Source organism: Nocardia elegans NBRC 108235 (assembly GCF_001612845.1).
In the GTDB taxonomy this organism is placed as follows: Bacteria; Actinomycetota; Actinomycetes; order Mycobacteriales; family Mycobacteriaceae; genus Nocardia; species Nocardia nova.
Map to the genome: position 1 here is coordinate 80,327 of NZ_BDBF01000013.1, position 18,742 is coordinate 99,068.

Below are 18,742 nucleotides of genomic sequence, written 5' to 3' on the forward strand. Positions count from 1 at the left end.
GCCGAAACCCGTCAGTGGCCTGGACAGGCCCCCCGCCCCGGGCGCCCGTTACGCCTTGTTCCCGAATCGGGACAACACGGCGGGGATCTTCGACGCGGCCATCAATGCCCGGAACTGCCAGCTGTCGTCTCGGGGCAGAATGCCGCCGCGCTGGGTGGCGTCGAGGAAGTCGTAGAGGGTCTCGCCTTCCACCATGAGTCCGTCGGTGTTGAAGTGGTAGCGGTCGACCGCCGGGCACTGGATGAAACGCCCGTTGCCGTAGATGACCGGCGCCGACTCGTCGTAGGGGTACAGCCGCAGCGGCCCGGTCCAGTGTCCGCTACCGATGTACCGGATGACGGTGCGCACGGTTCCTTCCGGCGTCACATCCAGATACACCTGATTCGGTAGCGGGTCGTAGCGCCAGTCGGGGATGGCGTCGAAGAAGGCGAAGTTGTATTCGACGAATTCGTCGATGCCGACGATGGTGCGTCCGAAGGTCGTGACGTCGGTGTAGCGGATGTCGGGTGCGTAGAGCTCGTCGTTGATGCTCATATCCCGGACCAGGAAGCTCCACCAGTACTTCTTCGCCCACTCCATCAGCCAGCTGACGTCGACGCCGAAGCCCTTGTAGAGCTCGAGTTTGCGTTCGAAGTCGTCGAACCATTGCAGGGTGGTGGCTTGTAGCTCGGCTTCGGGGATCGCCCGGATCGGTACTGCCCGATTGGAACTGAGGAATTCCGGAACCGGCTTCGACAACCGCGGCTGCCGCAGAGCCTGCTGAAACTGTTCCTCGTTGAACATGAACACCCTTTCACCACGACAAATGCACCGCCGCTTCCTGTGAGCGGGGGCGTGTACCACCAGGAATCTCGGTACCGCGATGAACGACGAGTCGCCCACGGCGTCGCAGTCCCGAGCCGGTCAAGGTGAATCATATGATTCATGTAGAATCACATGATGTCAATACGTGTCCGTGGCGGATGCGAGGATGGATCGGTGAGTGCTCCCAAACTCTGGCGCGGCCAGACGCTGCAGGACCGTTCGGACGAACGTCGCGAGCAACTGCTCGACTGCGCTTTCGACCTGCTCGGCACAGCAGGCGCCGGCGCGGTCACCATGCGCGCGGTCACTCGGCAGGCGAATCTGAGCCCTCGCTACTTCTACGAAAGTTTCGACAGTCGCGAATCGCTCGTCACCGCCGTCTACGATCGCGTCGAAGGCGAACTGCGGCAACGCCTTTCGGCTATCACACCCGGTACCGATCCGCAGGCGGCGATCCGGGCGGCGCTGGAAGCGTGCGCCGAATTCTTCGAGGAGGATCCGCGCCGGGCGCGGGTATTGCTGCGGGAGCCGCTGGCCGACGACATGCTGCGTCAGCACATCACCGAGCGCACACCCGAGGCGGTGCGGGCGGTGGCGCCGCTTCTCGGCAGTGGCGCCGAGGCGCTGTTCGCCAGTAGCGACGCCGCCCTCGCAACCATCGGCACCGCGTTGGCCGGCGCGCTGACGGCCGTATACCTGGAATGGACCGACGCGCACCTGACGATCGACAGAGACCGGCTCGTCGATGTCAGTGTCGGCATCGTGACCGCGTTGCTCGGCGTCGGCCTCGGAAGCTGACCGACCGCACGCCTTGTTCCTTCGGGATCGGCCGGGCACGCCGGCCGTGATTACCGGCTTCGGGCGCGCCTGCCCCGTGTTAGCTTCTTGGCCGTGAGCTTCGAACCGGCCGATGGTATCGAGCTGCGCCCGTCCGATTCCGCCTATGTCGAGCTGGTCTATCGGGCCGGGCCGGTCGCCGGGGCGGTACCGGCGCGGATGCGGTCCGTCGCCAATTCGAACTGGGAGCTCGTCGTGTGGCGCGGCGGTGGGCAGACGCACGTTTCGGTCCGCGGTCCCGAGACCGGTCCCACGGTGGTGGAGCTGGGGCCGGGTACAGGTGAGACGCTCGGAATCATCTTCCGCCACGGTGCGTTTCTGGCGCCGATGCCGGTGCCGGGGCTGGTCGACACCGCGGTGTCGAGTCCGCACACCACCGCCCGCTCGTTTGTGCTGCAGGGCGAGGAATGGGAAATCCCGGCCTACGACAATGCCGACGTTTTTGTCGACCGCCTGGTTCGGGCCGGACTGCTGGTGCGTGATCCACTGGTCACCGATGTGTTGCGTGGTGATGGCACCACTTTGGTCACCCCGCGATCGGTGCAGCGGCGGGTGGCCGCGGCGACCGGGCTGACGCAGGGTGCGATCCGGCAGATCGAGCGGGCGAGGCAGGCCGTGCTGCTGCTGCGGCAAGGGGTGCCGGCGGTCGAAGTCGCACAGCGGGCGGGGTATCACGACCAGCCACACCTGGCGCGTTCGCTGACGCGGTTCACCGGCCGCACAGCGTCCCAGCTGCGGCGCGCCGACGACGAGGAGATGCTGTCGCTCCTGTACAAGACCGAGGTCGAGGTGCGCCCCTAAATTGTGCGGTGACGCCGGAAGCCCGGCACACCGAACACTTTTGGAGGCACGTCATGGCATTCACGCAGATCTACGTCAACCTGCCGGTCACCGACCTGGAGGCGAGCAAGAAGATGTACACGGCGATGGGGGGAACGATCAACCCGGACTTCACCGGGGACACCTCCGCCCAGGTGGTCTTCGCCGACGCGGTCGTGGTGCAGCTGATGACGCGCGAGACATTCGCGACCTTCACCAAGCGAGACACCGCGGACGGTCCGATCGAAGTGATCAACGCGCTGGCCGCCGGGTCGCGTGAAGAAGTGGACCGCCTCGCCGACGCGGCGCTGGCCGCGGGTGCCACCGAACCGCGGGAGGCCCAGGACATGGGCTGGCTGTACAACCGGGCGATCGACGACCCGGACGGTCACTGCTGGGAACTGCTGGCCTACGACCCGGCCGCCATGGGCGACGGCACTACTGCCGCCCAGGGGTGACGTCGGCGGCGGTCATCGGACTCGAACTCATCGAGACGGTCGAGGGCTCGGGCTGCGCGATCCGCACCCACACGGCTATGAATACGACAACGGCGCCCGCGTCGATGTCACGCGCTTGGACACCACCTGGGCGGGAGCAGCCGGTGCGCTGGTCTCCACCGGCGAGGATCTGAACCGATTCTTCACCGCGCTGCTCGCCGGAAAACTCGTGGCGCCGACCCAACTGGCCGAGATGCGGCGTGACACCGAACCACTCACCAACCGGCCCGCCGGTATGGACTACGGACTCGGCCTGGCCCGGCTGGCAGTACCGTGCGAGACCCAGGTGTGGGGGCACGGCGGATCGATCCCAGGCTTTCGCACCTATGCGGGGGTGACGGCCACGGGCCGCGCGGTGACCGTGGTCGCCGATCAGCGACCCACCGATGCCGCCTCCGCCGCAGCCCTGCAGCACGTGTTCGACGCCGCGGTGTGCGCCGGAGCCTGACCGGAATGGGGCGGCCGCGCTACGCCGGAATGTGGCCCGAACTGCCGACGCTGCGCATCGACCACGGCGCCTGATCACCAGGCGCGTGCGGGCTCAGGCGGAGCGGCGTGGCTGTTCCGCCGGAGCCGGGAACTCCGGTGCGGCTGTCAACGGGGTGCCGGAGGCACGGGCGATGAGTGCCGAGCGCAGATACCACAGACCTTGGCTGCGGGAAGGGTCGAAACCCGTCAATTGCCCGATTCGGCGGAGCCGGTAATCGATGGTGTTCGGATGGATATTCAATTGCCGTGCGGTACGCCGCCGATTCATATCGGTGTGGAAAAATACGTGCAGCGTTCGCAGAAGTTCGGGGTGATCGTCGAGCGGGGCGATGCGATTTTCCAATATTCGGCGGCCGATTCCGGGGCGGGTCAATTGGTATTGCAGCGCCAGGTCGTCGAATTTGTGTAGTCCGGGGCCGATTCCGAGGGATTCGGTGGTGTCGAGAAGTTCGTGAGTTCGCCGCGCGGCGGCGGGGATGGCGTCGGTGGCGCATCGGGTCACGACCGCGGTGACCGGCGCCGCGGCATAGTCGGTCACCACCTCGACGGCGCGGGCGAGTTCGGGTTCGGTGCAGACGCCGGAGGGCAACAGAACGGTCCCGCCGTCCACCGACAGCATCGCCAGTGCGCGGTCTTGGAATTGGCGGGTCAGCGCCGATTGGATGCGGCGCAGCTTGCGGCCGGCGACCACGTGCCGATCGAGACCCGGGCGGTTCTCGTCCGGATGCGGGGCCGCCCGGACGGCGAGCACGTAGTACTCGTCGGCGATCGGAATGCCGCATTCCCGCGCCACTTTCGAGCTCGCTTGCCCGGCGAGCAGCGCCGAGGTGAGCGTGTGCGCGGCGGTGTGGTGGTCGCCGGAGGCGGCTTTCAGTTCGCGCACGTACGCCCTGCTGATGGCGCCGGTGCACAGGTCGGACAACTCCACCGCGGCCGTTGCCCATGCGATGACGCGGGCGCCACTGGGCTCGCCCGAGCGCGGGACGACAACCTCGAGGGCTTCGGCGAACGCGACGTGCATCGCGTGCAGCACCTTCTCGATCGGCATGTCGGCGCGAGCCCATCGTGCTGCCGCGACCTGCAAAAACGTCGCCGGGTTGGCCGTTGCGGGCGCACTGCCGCGTTCGCTCGCCCACCGCATGCATACGCGGATCACGGCCTTCACGTCCCCGTCGAGCAGTGGGCGCGGCAGTGCGGTGAAGGGATGAATCTTCGTGCGCAGATGCGAAAGCAGGAGATCGGCGAGACGTTCGGCGTCGTCGGCGGTGATGAGCCCGGTGCTCGAGGCGTGCGCGATCGAAGTTTCCGGCGCTGATCGGATCGTCACGGGTGACCTCCTCGTCACGACTGCGGGGTGGTGTCCGGCCGCCGGCACGTTGCCGCCGGTCCAGGAATCGAAGATTAATGCGAGTTCTCGCTCACCTTCTACTCGGATTCGCAGACCGTGCTGCTGGTATACGACAACGCTCTGAAGTGCGAAAATGGTCGGAATACGCGCGAATTCGAGAGTGTCGAACGCGCATAATTGTCCCACTGCTCACTTCTTGCACGAAGCTCGCGTCCCGGCCTCCCGGCCTCCCTAGCGTCCCGGCGTCCGGCCTCCCGGCGTCCAGTTGTCCCGGTGCCCAGTTGTCCCGCGGGCCGTCGTCCGTGCCGATCTGGTGCCCGCTCGCATCACGTCGCTACCGCATCGCGCTGGAATCGGTACCAGGCCACCGGAATCGATCGCTTCCCGCGCGAAAGGCGTTCGGGGGTGGCCGATCCCGCGACCAGTGCGAGATCGGTGGCTTCGCCGGCGGACAGGGTCGTCGGTGCCGGCGCGGAGTGCCGAGACGCGGTGAGTGATCCGAGCCGTCCGAAGCACGTTCGAATCCCACTTCCGGTGTCGAGTCGCAGCTGTGACCGCGTCGGAAAGAATGCACGCCCGACCCGTGATCACCGAATTCCCGCAAGCCCTCGCATATCCCTCGCGCCATATCCCCGGCCCCGAACGAACCGACTGTGTGGATTCATGGCGGGCCCTGAATAGTTTCGTGAACCCATGAAGACATCACCACAACCGTCGCCGCTCGCTCGATTGTCTCCGTAGCGTTTGCTCGCGAATTCTGGAAACGTCGATCGGCGACTTTCCGGGCAGCGAATTCGACGATGTCAGGAACACCATGAAGAAAAGTATTCGCCGCAGTTGTACGAGTGCGGCCATTGTCGCGGCGGCTGCCGCGCTCACCGTGGGGCTGACCGGCGCCGGGGCCGGCGCCGACCCGGTCGGTGATCAGCAGCAGGAGCAGCAGCTCGCGGAGATGATCACGCACGGGTTGAAGAATCCGTCCGCCCACGCGATCGCCGACAGCGGCAGCTCGGGCACCGGTTCGGCCTGCACCTCGGGCAGTGGCGCGGGCTCGGGCAACGGCTCCGGTGACTGCTACGGCGGCTCCGGCTCGAGTTCGGGCTCGTCGGGTGGAACATCCAGCGACACAGTCGGTTACGGTCCGGCGCAGAGTTCGTTCCTGGCCGCCTTCGGCTACGGGCTGCTGCATCCGGATGTCGCGCCGCCGGGGACCAACGACTGGAATTGCAAACCGACCGCGGCGCATCCGGAGCCGGTGGTGCTGGTGCACGGGACGTGGGAGAACGCCTACGACAACTTCTCCTACATCAGCCAGCCGATCCACGACGCCGGCTACTGCGTGTTCACGTTCAACTACGGCAAATCGAACCTGATCCAGGGTGGCGGTCTGGGGTCGGTGCTGCCGGGTACCAACGGCACCGGCTACATCCAGGATTCGTCGAAGCAGTTGGCGCAGTTCGTGGATCGGGTGCTGGCGGCGACCGGGTCGCAGAAGGTGAATCTGGTCGGCCACTCCCAGGGCGGTGCGATGTCGCGCTGGTATCTGAAATTCGACGGTGGTGCGGCGAAGGTGCATCACATGATGACCTTCGGCGCCACCAACCACGGCACCTCACTGGACGGTATCGGCGCGCTCGGCCGGATGATCAACAATCTCGGCATCGACGTGCTGGGTCTGGTGGAGATCTTCGTCGGTCACGCGGGCATTCAGCAGACGATCGGCTCGGATTTCGTCAACCAGCTCAACGCCGGCGGCGACACCGTGCCGGGCGTGGATTACACGGTGGTCGGCAGCCGCTACGACGAGATCACCAACCCCTACGATCTGACGTTCCTGAAGCCCGGCCCGGGTGCGACGGTCGACAACATCACCCTGCAGGACGGATGCGAGCAGGACGTGTCGGATCACCTGACCATGATGTACTCGCCGCGAGTGTTGTCGATCATCCTGCAAGCCCTCGATCCGGCCCAGACTCCGGCGCTGACCTGCAGCTTCAACCCGTGGCTGGTGGGTGGAGGCGGCAAACTGTGACCCCCTGATGCCCGCTCGCCGGTGTGTGGGAGGAGTCGTGGACCTTCCGGCGCGCCGGCGGGCACCCTCCGCCGCGGGACAGCGGTGGGTGTTACCGACACTCCCCACCGCAGCCGTCCCAGCGCGGCGGCCGTGCCCACCGGGTGGATCGACCACCACCCGGTGGGCATCTCGGCTCTCCAGGCCCGATACCGCGCGGCCGTGGCGGCGTTCGGCGTCGACGACGAATTCGGAGGTGCCCATGCGCGATGTGCACTGCTACGCAATCGATTCCACGGTCGGTCGTTTGTTCGGCCGCCACTTCTACGGTGTCCGGCTCCAGCCGCTCGAGGACGGATACGGCTGGGTCGTCTACGGGCATCCTCCGGCGAGGCGGATCGTCGCGGCGCTCGTGTGTGCGGCGCGGCAGCGCGGTTCGTTCGCGGAATTGCGCGATTGCTGCACCTATATGGATCTGTGTGACGGGATGGAACGCTGGTGGGTGACCGATCTGTCGGCCGACACCGACGGCTTCCTGTGCTGGTATGCCCGCGACCGAGGCTATCCCGGCGCGGTGCCGATCACGACGATCGTGCCGTGAACCGCCAGCGGGCGATATCGGCGCCGATGTCGGTCGCGGGTGGTTCGTGGTAGAGCCATTCGCGGGCGAGGCGATGCCAGTTGTTGGTGGTGTGCAGTTGTCCGAGTACGGCATAGGTGAACAGGTCCGCGCGGCGGGAGAACACGTGCTCGGGTGGCAGGCGTTGGTGGCGCATGCCGCGGAACTCGGCCGCGCGGGGGTCGACGGCGAGAACGACTGCGCTGGTGGCCAATTCGGGGGTGACGGTGATGTCCTCGTCGATCAGGTGCCAGCCGGTCGCGGCCCAGATGTAGCCGAGGCATTCCTCGGGCGTGACTCCGGCGTCGGGATCGACGATGCCCTGGGCGACCCACGAGTGGTAGATGTGCTCGGCGCGGTATTCGCCTGCGGCGCGGATGATCTCGCGTTCGAGTTCGACGTCGGCGGGACTCATGGCGGTGTAGAGCCCGAAGTCGACGAAGGCGAGTCGTCCGTCCGAGGTGAGCAGGATGTTGCCCGGATGCGGGTCGCCGCAGAACTCGTGGTCGGTGAACAGGGACGTGATGTAGAAGCGGTAGATCAGCTCACCGATGCGGGTGCGATCGGCGTCGGGCAGGGATCGCATGTGCTGAAACGGTTCGCCGTCGACCAGTTCGGTAACCAGAACATTGGGGCCGCAACAGTGTTCGATGCTGTCGGGCACGCTGATGTAGGGATGGCCACGGTAGCGGGTCGCGACGTGGTGCTGGGTGCGGGCCTCGCGAAGGTAGTCGAGTTCGCTGCCGATGTTGCGGGCGATTTCGGCGAGCACCTCTTCGTCGGCGGCGCTGGGCAGGACCGCCTTCCACAGGCGGCTGATCATCATGAGGTTGCGCATATCAGCTTCGACGGCGCGGTCGACGCCGGGATATTTGACCTTGACCGCGACGTCTCGCCCGTCGCGCAGTCGCGCGCGGTAGACCTGCCCGATGGAGGCGGCGGCGATCGGCGTTTCGTCGAAGTCGGCGAAGATCCGCGCCATCGGGCCGAGATCGTTCTCGATCACCGCGCGCATGGCGGAGAACGGGAATGCCGGGGCCTGATCGCGCAGTTGGGCGAGTTTGGTGCGGAACATCTCGCGTTGTTCTTCGGGGAGGAGGTCGAGGTCGAGCACCGACAGCATCTGCCCGAGCTTCATCGCCGCGCCCTTCATCCCGCCGAGCACGGTGACCAGCTGCTGGGCGGCCTGCATCGCCGAGCGTTCGCTCAAGCGCCGGCGCGCTTCTTCGGTGCGGCCCACCATCGACAGCCGAGTGCCGACCCCGCGCAGTGCCTGTCCCGCAGCGAGCCGGCCCATCTTGCTGCCGCGCGAGATACGGCCGTGGGGAACCCGGTTGCTCACTGCTAAACCTCCATCGGTTCGGACCTGCCGCTCGCCGCGCCGGACCGAGTGGGGGCGAGGCGAGGCCAAGCTACCGGCCCGCCCGCGAGTGTTCGGCCGTTCGGATCCACTCGCGTGGATATCACGAAAATGCGCGGCCGACGTCGGAACAGCACACAGCCGCGGCCGAGGCGGAGAAAAAAAGAGGTTTGGGCTCGCGCGGCGGGGGTTGTATACGAATGTGATGTATGGCGGTGACGAGGAGATGAGTGTCTTGGTGGATGACAGCGGCTTGAGCGTCGAGGTCGACCGGACCGGCGGTGCGCTCGTCATATCGGCGTACGGCGATGTCGACGCGATGACGGCCGACCAGCTGCAGAGTGTGCTGGACCGGATGAGCGAGGCGTTCGAGGATGCCGACCAGGCCGCGCCGGTCATCGATCTGTCCGGAGTGGGTTTCCTGGGTTCGGCCGGTCTGAGCGTGCTGCACGCGGCCGCGACCACGGTGACTCCCCGGCGGCTGCGGGTGGTCGCGTCCGGGGCGGCCAAACGTGTCATCCAGGTCACCGGTCTGGACCGGATGGTCTCGGTGTACGACGATCTGGCTAGCGCCGGCGTCACCGCTCGCTGAGCCGACAGCAGAACGCCGCCGGGTGGCGTTCCCGGCGGCGTCCGTATGAGGTCGACGTCCCACAAGCGCCTCTCGGCGGGTGGTCGCTCGAAGCGACTGAAGGGTGCGGCCCGGGGCTGTCCGGACGCCGACAGCCGATACAACCGTGACACCCGGCGAGCTATTTCCGGGCCGCGTTGTGACGTGACCCACCCAGCGTCGATGGGCTATTCGGTCGCGGCGGTGGCGGCCGACTCCTCGGCCCGCTCGGCTGCCTGTGCGGCGCGCTCACCCGCGCGCCGGGCGGCGGACTCCGTCATGCACCACACACTATGCCCGCGCGGCGAGCCTTGTAACGGCAACGTTGCACGGGGACGCCGGGAGGACGACCCTGGAAGCCATGCGCGCCCGTGACGTGGAGATCGGGCATACCTACGTAGTGCTGGTCCCGCATCGACTGCCGGCCGCCCGCTATCCCGACCGCGAGCGACTGGGCACATCGATGTGGGTGGCGAGCCTGCTCACCGGCGCCCGGTTCCGGCTCACGGTCTCCAACGTCGACTACGACACCGATCCGGTGACGGTCGAGGGACTGCGTCTCATCGAACGCTCGCACACCGAGGTCACGCTCACCGACGACCAGGCCGCGGCGCTGGGCTTGGCGCCGAAGCAGGGATATCGCATGGTGGGATCGCTCGTGGACCGCACCGGCCGGGTGGCGTGCCTGCCCTCGATCGAACCGATCCGGGTGCCGGTCCGCTGGCTGCGTTCGGCCGACGATCCCCGGCTGGCGCAGACCACCCACCGCGACGCGGACCTTTGGCCCTTTATGTGAACAGTCGTCGCGGACCGCACCATCGCAACGATCTCCACCGGCCATAATTGTTTCGTGCGGCGCAACGGCATGGACAACGAACACGATCAGACGGCCGAAGAAACGGCACCGGTCGATCCGAGCAGTGTGCCGCGGGTCGGATCCTTCCGGTTCTGGTTCGCGACACGGCGCTGGGAGTGGTCGGAAGAGGTGTACCGGATGCACGGTTACACCCCCGGCAGCGTGGTGCCGACCACCGAGCTGCTGCTCTCCCACAAACATCCCGACGACCGCGACGATGTGGCGGCGCGCATCGCCCGCGCGGTCGATCTGGGTGAATCGTTCTCCAGCCGGCACCGGTTCATCGACACCGCGGGACAGGTGCATCACGTGATGGTGGTCGCCGACCGCCTCTACGACGACGCCGGAGCTGTCATCGGTACCGGCGGGTTCTACATCGACCTCACCGAGACCCTGGCCGAGAGCGAGCGCGAAACCCTGTCGGCGGCCCTGCCCGACGTGATCGAGCATCGCGCGGTGATCGAACAGGCCAAGGGTGTGCTGATGCGGATGTATCGGGTCAATGCCGAGCAGGCGTTCAAGATCCTGTCCTGGCGTTCGCAGGAGACCAACACCAAACTTCGCGACCTGGCCGCCCAGCTGGTCGCCGAACTGGAGACGCTTCCGGAAGCGCAGCCGCGGACGCTCACGGTCTTCGACCACCTGCTGCTCACCGCTCACACCCGCATACCGCGCCATCCCCGCTGAATCAGGCGCGGGCCCGCTCGCGGGCCAGGGATCGATCGCGGTGCTCCTCGAAGCGCGGGATCTGCACCAGTTCCATATTCTCCAGGAAGGCGCCCAGTCGTTCCCGGGCCTGTTCGCCGCGTGGGCCGAAGTCGTTGCGGCCGAAGATGTTCCATTGCCGGATCACCGGTTCGAGCACGTCCTCGTAGTGCTGGCGCAGATCGTAGACGCCGTGTTTGGCCATCAGCACTCCGTTGCGGCGGAAGTTGGGCATTCCGGCGCCGGGCATCTTGAAGTTCTCGACGATGAGGTCGATGGCCGTCATCGCCTGATCGGGAACGAGATCCAACGCGGCGGCGCACATAGTGCGGTAGAAGATCATGTGCAGGTTCTCGTCGAGCGCGACGCGCTGTAGCATGCGGTCGGCGATCGGATCGTCGCACACCTTGGCGGTGTTGCGGTGGCTGACGCGGGTGGCCAGTTCCTGAAAGCTCACGTACGCAACCGAATACAGGAACCCCGCTTCGCCGTCGAGCAGCCGGGCCACCCCCGGGGTGAAGCCGTTGGTCATATGGGTCATGCGGGTGTTCTCGAGCGCGACCGGGTCGACGCCGCGGGTGACCACGAGATAGTCGCGCAGCACGACGGAGTGGCGGTTCTCCTCGGCGGTCCAGCGGCCCACCCAGGTTCCCCAGGCGCCGTCCTGAGAGAAGTTCTCGGCGATCTCGCGGTGGTAGGAGGGCAGGTTGTCCTCGGTGAGCAGGTTGGTCACCAGCGCCGCCTTCGCCACCTCGCTGAGCGTGGATTGCCCAGGCTCCCAATCGGTTCCGCCCAGCATCGCGAAGTTGCGACCGGCGTCCCACGGGACGTAGTCGTGTGGATGCCACTCCTTGACCATCGACAGATGCCGGTCCAGTGCCGTGGCGGCGACCGGTTCGAGTTCGGTGAGGATTTCCCGTTGCGTCAACTCTCGTGCCACGCTGGTGATCTACCTTTCTGTGTCGAATGCGACCTCGGCACAGGGTGTGACGAGGGTGAGATCCGCGTCGTAGCGGCGGTACAACAGATGTCCGCGCCCGGTGAAGGCGTCGATGTGGAACAGGAAGGGCAGGCCGTGCTCGCACAGCCGCTCCACCGCCGCGGATTCGGTGAGGATGGGTGTCGGACGCGAGTGCACGGTGAAGATCCGGCCGCCGGTATCGGAGGGCGGATGCATCCGGGATCGGCGCGCGAGCCGTAGTCCCGAGGGGCCGGCCCGGTAGACGGCGGCATCCTCACCGGTTTCGGCGTCGACGAACAGGTGCACGTCGAAGTCGAGCGTGTCCATCGTCGCCGCGGCCGACTTCGGGCGCAGGGTGTCGAGTGGGAATGCCTTGCGGCGCACGATCTTTCCGACGCCGGGGTCGGCCAGCGCCGGTCGGGCCGGATCCGGCCACTCCCGGACGGCCGGGTCGGTGAGCTGCCGTTCCAGCCGGACCACCACCGACAGCACCTCGTGGGGCCCGCGGGTGCGCACCTGCATCCGGACCGGGCGATCGGGTAGTGCGAGATTCACTTGGACCAGCAGGGATTCGGTCTCGCCGGGAGCGGCGGTCACCCGCACCCGGGCGCCGCCGGTGACGGTGTGGCGCGCCAGCAGCCGACCCACCGCCCCGGCCACGCGTTCTGCCTCGAGGGCGGGTACCGGCCCGCGGGTGAAGATGACGATGTCCGGGAACGCTTCCGACGACCATGCCTGAGATTCCCGTAACACCCGCTCGCCCTCTTTCGCTCACCCGACCCGTTTCGACGCACGACAACTGTGCCGACGCGGAGGATGGCGCCCAAGGGTCGAAAGTCCCTTCGAGGAAGCACGAAATGCCCGATCGGAAATTCCGATCGGGCTTCGGGCGGGCGGAGGTCAGACGGTTGTGACGACCTCGTCGTAGTCCAGCCGCGGGGAGCGCGGGTACCAGGCGTCGGGGCCCGGCTTGCCGATATTGACCACGACCAGGGCGCTGTGCGTGCCTTCGGGGAAGAACTCCTTGTCGACACCGGCGGCGTCGAACCCGTTCATCGGACCGGCGGCCAGCCCCGCCGCGCGGATGCCGAGGATGAAGTAGCCCACCTGGATCAGCGCGTTGAACCGCGCCGATTCGGCCCGGTAGACGTCGTCGGCGAAGTAGTCCTTGGCGTCGGGTGCGTGCGGGAAGACCTTGGGCAGGTGGTCGTGGAAATTGAGGTCGGCGGCCAGGATCGCGGTCAGCGGCGCCTTCTCGGTCTTGGGCTTGTTGTTGTCGAGCATGTGCTCGACGAGGGCGGCGCGAGCCTCGGCGCCGCGGACCAGCACGATGCGCAGCGGCTGCTGATTCATCGAGGTCGGAGCGTATTTGACCAGGTCGTAGATGTCGCGGATCTGCTCGTCGCTCACCGGCTCGTCGGTGAAGGTGTTGGCGGTGCGGGCCGTGCGGAACAGCAGGTCCTGGGCTTCGGCCGCGAGGGTGAGGTGGGGGGTGGGCTGAGCGGTGCTCACAGCGTAACTCCTTGTCGGGGTGGAGGTTTCGGTCAGTCGTGGGTGACGCGGCGGGAGCGTGTGCGCAGTTCACCGTCGATGCGGACGAGGACGTCGTGCACCACACAGCTCGGCGCGATCTCCGGCGCCGCGCCGGGCCGGATCTTGACCACCAGGCAGTACATCGTGGCGACGATGCTCCCGTCGTCGCGCGGGGAGAGGTTGATCATGTTGAACCAGTGGCGGCGCTGCATCGGATCGCTGTCGAAGCGCTTGTGGAACTCCACCAGATCCGACACGATCCCGGCGCGGGTGCGCGCGGGCGGGCGGCCGGGTGTGTGCTCGAATTCGGCGTCCTCGGTGAAGGTTTCGGCGTAACCGGTGATGTCGCGGTTGTCCAGGCGCTGCATCTGATCGGCGTAGAACTGCTGGACCTCGGCGTACAGCTCGGCGCGGCTGGCGACAGTGGTCATGGACGGCTCCTCGGAAGACGGTGTGGCCGCCGGGATTCCGGGCGGACCTCGATCGCGCTCCACGGTCGCCGACGGCACTCGAGATTCGGTCGAGCCCGCACCGGTTTGACCGGTCTTATAGGGCCTTTCGCGACGCTGGTGGCCGGACGGGCCGGCGTAACCGGATCCAGCACCGATGGAGGAGATATGGCGGACAGTCAGCGCGTAGCGCTGGTCAGCGGAGCGACCAGCGGGATGGGCTTGCAGATCACGAAAAACCTGGCGGCACAGGGTGTTGCGGTGTTCATCTGTGCCCGGGACGAGCAGCGGGTGGCCGATACGGCCAAGCAGTTGCAGGACGACGGGTTCGCGGTGGACGGAGTGGGCTGCGACGTCCGCGACGCCGCCCAGATCCGGGAGTACGTCGACGCCGGGGTACGGCGGTTCGGGCCGGTCGACATCCTGGTCAACAACGCCGGCCGCAGCGGCGGCGGCGTGACCGCGCAGATCGAGGACGAGCTGTGGCTCGATGTGATCGAAACCAACCTGCACAGCGTCTTCTACGCCACCAAGGCCGCGCTCACCGCCGGTGGCATGCTCGAGCGGGGCAGCGGCCGGATCGTCAACATCGCCTCGACCGGCGGTAAGCAGGGTGTGCTTCACGGCGCGCCCTATTCCGCCTCCAAGCACGGGGTCGTCGGCTTCACCAAGGCGCTGGGGCTGGAGCTGGCCAAGACCGGAATCACGGTCAACGCGGTCTGCCCCGGATTCGTGGAAACGCCGATGGCCGAACGGGTTCGGGAGGTGTATTCGGGTCTGTGGGGTGTCGACACCGACGAGGTGCACGCGCGGGTGAGCGCCCGGGTGCCGATCGGCCGCTACGTCCAGGTCGACGAGGTGGCCGCGATGGTCGACTACCTGATCTCGCCGGCCGCCGCCGCCGTGACCGCACAGGCATTGAATGTCTGTGGCGGCCTGGGCAACTACTGACCGCGGAGCGCCGTCATGACAACAATGGACGAAAACGTCACGCCCACACCGGAACTCGACGCAGCCCAGCACGACTACCTGCAGATACTCGACGCCATCCAGTCGGGTGCGCTGCGGCTGCTGGCCGGCTTCCCCGCCCAGCCCAGCGGCCTGCGGATCCAGGTCGGTGAGGTGACCGTGGAGGCGCAGTGGCCGCAGGGCTCGGGGGAGGCGGGCGCGAGTGCCGGCGCAGCACCGGCCCCGGCCCTCGCAACCGACGTCGCGACCGAGGTGCCGGTGACCGATCCGGTCATCCGAGCACCCAGCGTGGGCGTGTTCTATCGGAGCCCGCAGCCCGGTGCCGAGCCGTTCGTGGCGGTCGGCGACCGGGTGTCGCCGGGGCGTCAGGTCGGCATCGTGGAGGCGATGAAGCTGATGATCCCGGTGACGGCCGAGGTGGGCGGGGTCGTCACCGCGATCCTCAAACAGGACGGTGAATCCGTGCAATTCGACGAACCTCTGTTCTCGTACTCGCCGGAGTGATCAGCACGGGCGGGCGGACCTGCGCCAGGTGAGAATGCGGCGCTGGGTCCGCCCGTCCACTTGTGCGGTGCCGATCAGCGTCAGCACGTCACCGTCGAGGGACATCTGGCGTACCTGCTCGGTGCCGGCCCAGGCGGGATTGGAGCAGACGCTGATCGCGTGCACCACCGCCTTTCCCGCCGTGCGCCAGGTTCCGGCGTAGCCCATGAACGTGTTCGCCGCGGCGGTGTCGCCGGTGCGCATCATGCTCACCGAGACCGAGCCCTGTGCGGTGTAGATGAGCAGACCGCGCGGCGCCGGGCCCAGTGGCCCTTCGCTGCGCACATCCGCGTCGTCGATGTCGTAGTAGGACAGCAGTTCCCAGGTGCCGACGAGATCAGTCGCAGTCATGGTCCTCACGATGCGTGCCGCCGCTCGAATCATGCTCGAGCGTTCCCGCGGGCGTAGTCGTAGGAGGCGCGTACCAGTTGCCAGACCTGTTCCAGTTCGTCGGCGTCACGCGGGCCGTAGACCATCAGCAGCGTCGCCGGCAGGACGCCGGCGCGGGCCATCGGATGCTGTTCTGCCCAGCCGGCCGAAACGGCCTCGGCGGCAGCGGTTTCCGGCAGGCGCAGATGCAGGCTGCCGTCGGCGTGCCCGTGAAGGTGGGCGAATTCGGTGCCGGCCAGGAAGGCGTCCTCGGGGCCGTGCGCGTGATCGGGGTGCAGATGCAGGGCGCGGGTGTCGGGCAGCGAGACCGTACTGCGGGCCGCCAGCACACCATCGAGTGTGGCCATGCGCGCCCACAGCGCTTCCTGGAGTCGGACGTCCGGATTCTGGGTGAGCTGCTGATGCGGATTGTGTGGCCGGGTGAGCGGGCGTTCGCCGCGCCGCCGGGGCAGGCGCAGGTTTCCGTAGGGTGCCGTCGCAGTCATCACTGTGCTCCTCTCGCGCCGGTGAAGGCTTCTGGTCACACAGTAGTTTCCAAAGTATAGTAGTTACCAAATGGAAAGTGCCCAGGAGTGCTCATGACGCCCGTCACGCCGCCGCCCGTCGCGGATCCGTGCCCGATCTCCCCGGTGGTCGACCTGTTCTTCGGCCGCTGGTCCACCCAGGTGCTGTGGGTGCTGATCCACGACGGGCGGATGCGTTTCAACGAAGTGCAGCAACGCATTCCGGGCGTCACGCCCAAGGTGCTGACCCAGCGGCTGCGCCAGCTCGAACGCGACGGTCTGGTGCAGCGCACCTACCATCCCGAGGTCCCCCCTCGCGTCGAGTACGCGGCCACCGCGCTGGCCGGCACCCTCACTCCGTTGTTCGACGGTCTCGCGCGGTGGTCGAACGAGCACCTGGCAGAGGTGCTGGCGGCTCGCGCCGCCTACGACGCGGGCGACGGCTGAGACGCGAATTTCAACAGCAGCCCGGCGAATTCACGCGGCATGGTGATCATGCAGTCGTGCCCGGTCGGCAGGATCTCGAGCCGTTCGGCGGGCAGGTCGGCCGGGGGAAGGGTCCGAGGCATAGCCGCGCGCATCGCCTTGAAGGCCTCGCCGCCCTCACTGCAGTGGATGTGGGTGACGGGAACGAGTGCCAGATCGTCCGGATTGCGCAGCGTCAGCGGCTGGTGGAACGTCTTCAGCGATTGGGCCGTCAGCATCGAGGCCACCCAGCTCAGGTCGGGTTCCTCGGTGACGCCGTTGATTCCGCTGTCACCCATCGGCTCGGTCGGCGGGGGCACGCGCCAGCCGTCTCCCACGGCGGCGGCCGCGGTGGTGAACGCCTCGACCATCTCCGGCATGATGTCGGCGACGGCTTCGCCGTCTCGTGGGACGAAGGTATCCACGTAGATCAGCTCGGCGATGCGGTCCGGGAACCGGTCCGCGAGCGCGGTGACGACGATCCCGGCATAGCTGTGGCCCACCAGGATCAACTCCCGCAGATCCTCGGCGACGATCAGCTCGGCGAGATCGTCGACGTGGGTGTCGAGTCCCACGTCGGGGGTGAGCTCGTCGGCGCGTTCGCCCATACCGGCGAGTGAGGGCGCGAAGACACGGTGGCCGGCCGCGGTGAGCAGCGGGGTCACCCGCTGCCAAGCCCAGCCGCCGTGAAACGCGCCGTGAACGAGGAGATAGGTCGACACGACAGGTCCTCCTGGGTGTGGGGAATCAGGTACTGGAAACGAGCTGGTCGCCGTGTGCGGGCGGGACGTGCTCGGGCCGGATCCCGAGGCCGATCACCCGTGCCACCACGTGCGAGAGTCCGGGGAAGCGACGCAGCAGCCGGGCCAGCAGCGGCTTGTCGGTGGTGGGTCCTCCGGCGTTCGGATACAGGTCGGCGAGTAGCCGCAATTGCGCGAATTGCACCACCCGCATGGGGAATTCGCGGCGACGCTGCACCGATCGCAACTGCGCGAGACTCGGCACACCGCCCGCGGCCAGTGTGGGCGCCAGCAGCCGCGCGGCGGCGACGGCGTCCTGGACCGCGAGGTTGATACCGACACCGCCCGCCGGCGACATCGCGTGCGCGGCATCACCGATCGCCAGTAGACCGGGCCGGCACCAGTGCCGCAGCCGGTCCACCCGCACATCGAGCGGCTTCACATCGTCCCAGTCGCGGATCGCGGCCTCGAGCCCCGGCGCCAGCACCGGATAGATGGCCGCGAGCTGCGCCCGGAACCCGGGCAGCCCACCGGCTCGGATCGCCTCGAATCCGCCCTTGGGGATCATGTAGGCGACCTGCAGGTAGTCGCCGCGATCGATGCAGACGATGAAGAAGCCCTTGCCGCTGCGAACCGTCGGCAGGCTCTCGCCCGCGGGTTTGCCCACCCGGAACCACAACACGTCCATCGGTGCCCGGCTCGCCGCCACCGCGAGCGCGCCGCTGGTGCGCACCAGCGAATTGCGTCCGTCGGCGGCGATCACGAGATGGGCCCGCACCTCGAGCGGACCGTCCGGGGTGGCAGCGCGCACGCCGGTGACGGTGCCACCGGACTCGCGCAGTTCGGTGACCTCCGCCCGCTGCAGCAGACGGAATCCCGGATACCGGCGACCGGTTTCGGCGAGGAAGTTCAATACGTCCCATTGCGGCATGAACGCCACGAACGGAAACCGGCCGGGAAGCCGGCGGAAGTCGGCGAACACGACCGGCCCCATCGCGGTCGCCATCGGCAGCTGCGGCGCCCGCACATGCGGCAGCCGGAGAAACTCCTCGGCTAGTCCGAGTTCGTCCATCACCGTCAGCGTCGACGGATGCACCGTGTCACCGCGGAAGTCGCGCAGGAAGTCCGGATGTTTCTCCAGCACGAGAACTTTCGCTCCGGCCCGGGCCAGCAGCACACCGGTGACCAGTCCCGCCGGTCCGCCGCCGACCACACACACATCCACGGTCTCGGC

General features: G+C 67.5%; 23 protein-coding genes. 12 read left to right on the plus strand and 11 right to left on the minus strand.

Annotated features, from left to right (window positions below; translation table 11 throughout):
- Positions 1-48 precede the first annotated feature (48 nt).
- A complete protein-coding gene (locus NE2_RS11145) occupies positions 49-783 on the minus strand; it encodes a nuclear transport factor 2 family protein (protein ID WP_063025859.1) in 735 nt (244 codons plus the stop codon).
- A 195-nt stretch (positions 784-978) separates the two neighbouring features.
- Between NE2_RS11145 and NE2_RS11150 the strand changes: the two genes are divergently transcribed.
- From NE2_RS11150 to NE2_RS36225, 4 genes are all read left to right on the plus strand, one after another.
- Positions 979-1,602 carry a TetR/AcrR family transcriptional regulator gene (locus NE2_RS11150; protein ID WP_174553928.1) on the plus strand — a complete coding sequence of 208 codons (624 nt, stop codon included), beginning with the start codon at positions 979-981 and terminating at the stop codon, positions 1,600-1,602.
- Between the two features lie 93 nt (positions 1,603-1,695).
- Positions 1,696-2,442 carry a helix-turn-helix domain-containing protein gene (locus tag NE2_RS11155; RefSeq protein ID WP_063025861.1) on the plus strand — a complete coding sequence of 249 codons (747 nt, stop codon included), beginning with the start codon at positions 1,696-1,698 and terminating at the stop codon, positions 2,440-2,442.
- A gap of 53 nt (positions 2,443-2,495) precedes the next feature.
- Complete coding sequence (locus NE2_RS11160) at positions 2,496-2,918, plus strand: VOC family protein (protein ID WP_063025862.1); 423 nt, start codon at positions 2,496-2,498, stop codon at positions 2,916-2,918.
- A 52-nt stretch (positions 2,919-2,970) separates the two neighbouring features.
- Positions 2,971-3,405: a serine hydrolase gene (locus NE2_RS36225; RefSeq protein ID WP_267888179.1), complete on the plus strand. Its 435-nt coding sequence runs from the start codon at positions 2,971-2,973 to the stop codon at positions 3,403-3,405.
- A gap of 93 nt (positions 3,406-3,498) precedes the next feature.
- Here the strand turns inward: NE2_RS36225 and NE2_RS11170 are convergent, their stop codons facing one another.
- Positions 3,499-4,773, minus strand: a complete 1,275-nt coding sequence (locus NE2_RS11170; protein WP_233429741.1) for a PucR family transcriptional regulator — start codon at positions 4,771-4,773, stop codon at positions 3,499-3,501.
- A gap of 835 nt (positions 4,774-5,608) precedes the next feature.
- Here NE2_RS11170 and NE2_RS11175 point away from each other — a divergent pair.
- Together NE2_RS11175 and NE2_RS11180 are read left to right on the plus strand one after the other, a co-directional pair.
- Entirely contained in the window at positions 5,609-6,826 is a 1,218-nt protein-coding gene (locus NE2_RS11175) for an esterase/lipase family protein (protein WP_063025864.1), read from the plus strand.
- Between the two features lie 241 nt (positions 6,827-7,067).
- Entirely contained in the window at positions 7,068-7,406 is a 339-nt protein-coding gene (locus NE2_RS11180) for a hypothetical protein (RefSeq protein ID WP_063025865.1), read from the plus strand.
- Here the strand turns inward: NE2_RS11180 and NE2_RS11185 are convergent.
- Positions 7,387-8,766, minus strand: a complete 1,380-nt coding sequence (locus NE2_RS11185) for an ABC1 kinase family protein (RefSeq protein WP_063025866.1) — start codon at positions 8,764-8,766, stop codon at positions 7,387-7,389. The genes NE2_RS11180 and NE2_RS11185 overlap by 20 nt on opposite strands.
- A 244-nt stretch (positions 8,767-9,010) precedes the next feature.
- On the opposite strand from NE2_RS11185, the gene NE2_RS11190 reads away from it, so the two are divergent.
- The 3 genes from NE2_RS11190 (at position 9,011) to NE2_RS11200 (ending at position 10,937) form a co-directional block, all read left to right on the plus strand.
- Positions 9,011-9,376, plus strand: a complete 366-nt coding sequence (locus tag NE2_RS11190) for an STAS domain-containing protein (protein WP_063909364.1) — start codon at positions 9,011-9,013, stop codon at positions 9,374-9,376.
- Between the two features lie 379 nt (positions 9,377-9,755).
- Positions 9,756-10,190 carry a hypothetical protein gene (locus tag NE2_RS11195; RefSeq protein WP_063025867.1) on the plus strand — a complete coding sequence of 145 codons (435 nt, stop codon included), beginning with the start codon at positions 9,756-9,758 and terminating at the stop codon, positions 10,188-10,190.
- 69 nt (positions 10,191-10,259) lie between these two features.
- Complete coding sequence (locus tag NE2_RS11200; RefSeq protein WP_063025951.1) at positions 10,260-10,937, plus strand: PAS and ANTAR domain-containing protein; 678 nt, start codon at positions 10,260-10,262, stop codon at positions 10,935-10,937.
- A 1-nt stretch (position 10,938) separates the two neighbouring features.
- Here NE2_RS11200 and NE2_RS11205 read toward each other — a convergent pair whose 3' ends face one another.
- The 4 genes from NE2_RS11205 to NE2_RS11220 form a co-directional block, all read right to left on the minus strand.
- Positions 10,939-11,895 carry an acyl-ACP desaturase gene (locus NE2_RS11205; protein ID WP_063011996.1) on the minus strand — a complete coding sequence of 319 codons (957 nt, stop codon included), beginning with the start codon at positions 11,893-11,895 and terminating at the stop codon, positions 10,939-10,941.
- Between the two features lie 9 nt (positions 11,896-11,904).
- Positions 11,905-12,669 (minus strand): sigma 54 modulation/S30EA ribosomal C-terminal domain-containing protein, encoded by a 765-nt coding sequence (locus tag NE2_RS11210; RefSeq protein WP_063025868.1) that lies wholly within the window; start codon positions 12,667-12,669, stop codon positions 11,905-11,907.
- A 147-nt stretch (positions 12,670-12,816) separates the two neighbouring features.
- On the minus strand, positions 12,817-13,428 hold the full coding sequence (locus NE2_RS11215; RefSeq protein WP_063025869.1) for a malonic semialdehyde reductase: 612 nt from the start codon (positions 13,426-13,428) through the stop codon (positions 12,817-12,819).
- A 32-nt stretch (positions 13,429-13,460) separates the two neighbouring features.
- Positions 13,461-13,880 carry a nuclear transport factor 2 family protein gene (locus NE2_RS11220; RefSeq protein WP_063025952.1) on the minus strand — a complete coding sequence of 140 codons (420 nt, stop codon included), beginning with the start codon at positions 13,878-13,880 and terminating at the stop codon, positions 13,461-13,463.
- A 186-nt stretch (positions 13,881-14,066) separates the two neighbouring features.
- On the opposite strand from NE2_RS11220, the gene NE2_RS11225 reads away from it, so the two are divergent.
- Both NE2_RS11225 and NE2_RS11230 read left to right on the plus strand, forming a co-directional pair.
- The gene (locus NE2_RS11225) at positions 14,067-14,849 is read left to right on the plus strand and encodes an SDR family NAD(P)-dependent oxidoreductase (RefSeq protein ID WP_063025870.1); all 783 of its coding nucleotides are present in this window, start codon (positions 14,067-14,069) and stop codon (positions 14,847-14,849) included.
- Between the two features lie 15 nt (positions 14,850-14,864).
- Entirely contained in the window at positions 14,865-15,371 is a 507-nt protein-coding gene (locus tag NE2_RS11230) for an acetyl-CoA carboxylase biotin carboxyl carrier protein (RefSeq protein ID WP_084493962.1), read from the plus strand.
- On the opposite strand, the gene NE2_RS11235 is transcribed toward NE2_RS11230, so the two are convergent.
- Positions 15,372-15,761, minus strand: coding sequence for a lipocalin-like domain-containing protein (locus NE2_RS11235; protein WP_063025872.1), 390 nt, complete (start codon positions 15,759-15,761; stop codon positions 15,372-15,374).
- Positions 15,762-15,790: 29 nt separating this feature from the next.
- Positions 15,791-16,285: a luciferase domain-containing protein gene (locus tag NE2_RS11240; RefSeq protein WP_063025873.1), complete on the minus strand. Its 495-nt coding sequence runs from the start codon at positions 16,283-16,285 to the stop codon at positions 15,791-15,793.
- A gap of 93 nt (positions 16,286-16,378) precedes the next feature.
- On the opposite strand from NE2_RS11240, the gene NE2_RS11245 reads away from it, so the two are divergent.
- On the plus strand, positions 16,379-16,750 hold the full coding sequence (locus NE2_RS11245) for a winged helix-turn-helix transcriptional regulator (protein WP_030515846.1): 372 nt from the start codon (positions 16,379-16,381) through the stop codon (positions 16,748-16,750).
- Here NE2_RS11245 and NE2_RS11250 read toward each other — a convergent pair.
- The gene (locus tag NE2_RS11250; RefSeq protein WP_030515845.1) at positions 16,729-17,490 is read right to left on the minus strand and encodes an alpha/beta fold hydrolase; all 762 of its coding nucleotides are present in this window, start codon (positions 17,488-17,490) and stop codon (positions 16,729-16,731) included. The two genes, NE2_RS11245 and NE2_RS11250, sit on opposite strands and share 22 nt — an antisense overlap.
- A 25-nt stretch (positions 17,491-17,515) precedes the next feature.
- Positions 17,516-18,727: an FAD-dependent oxidoreductase gene (locus NE2_RS11255; RefSeq protein WP_373862243.1), complete on the minus strand. Its 1,212-nt coding sequence runs from the start codon at positions 18,725-18,727 to the stop codon at positions 17,516-17,518.
- Positions 18,728-18,742: the final 15 nt, after the last annotated feature.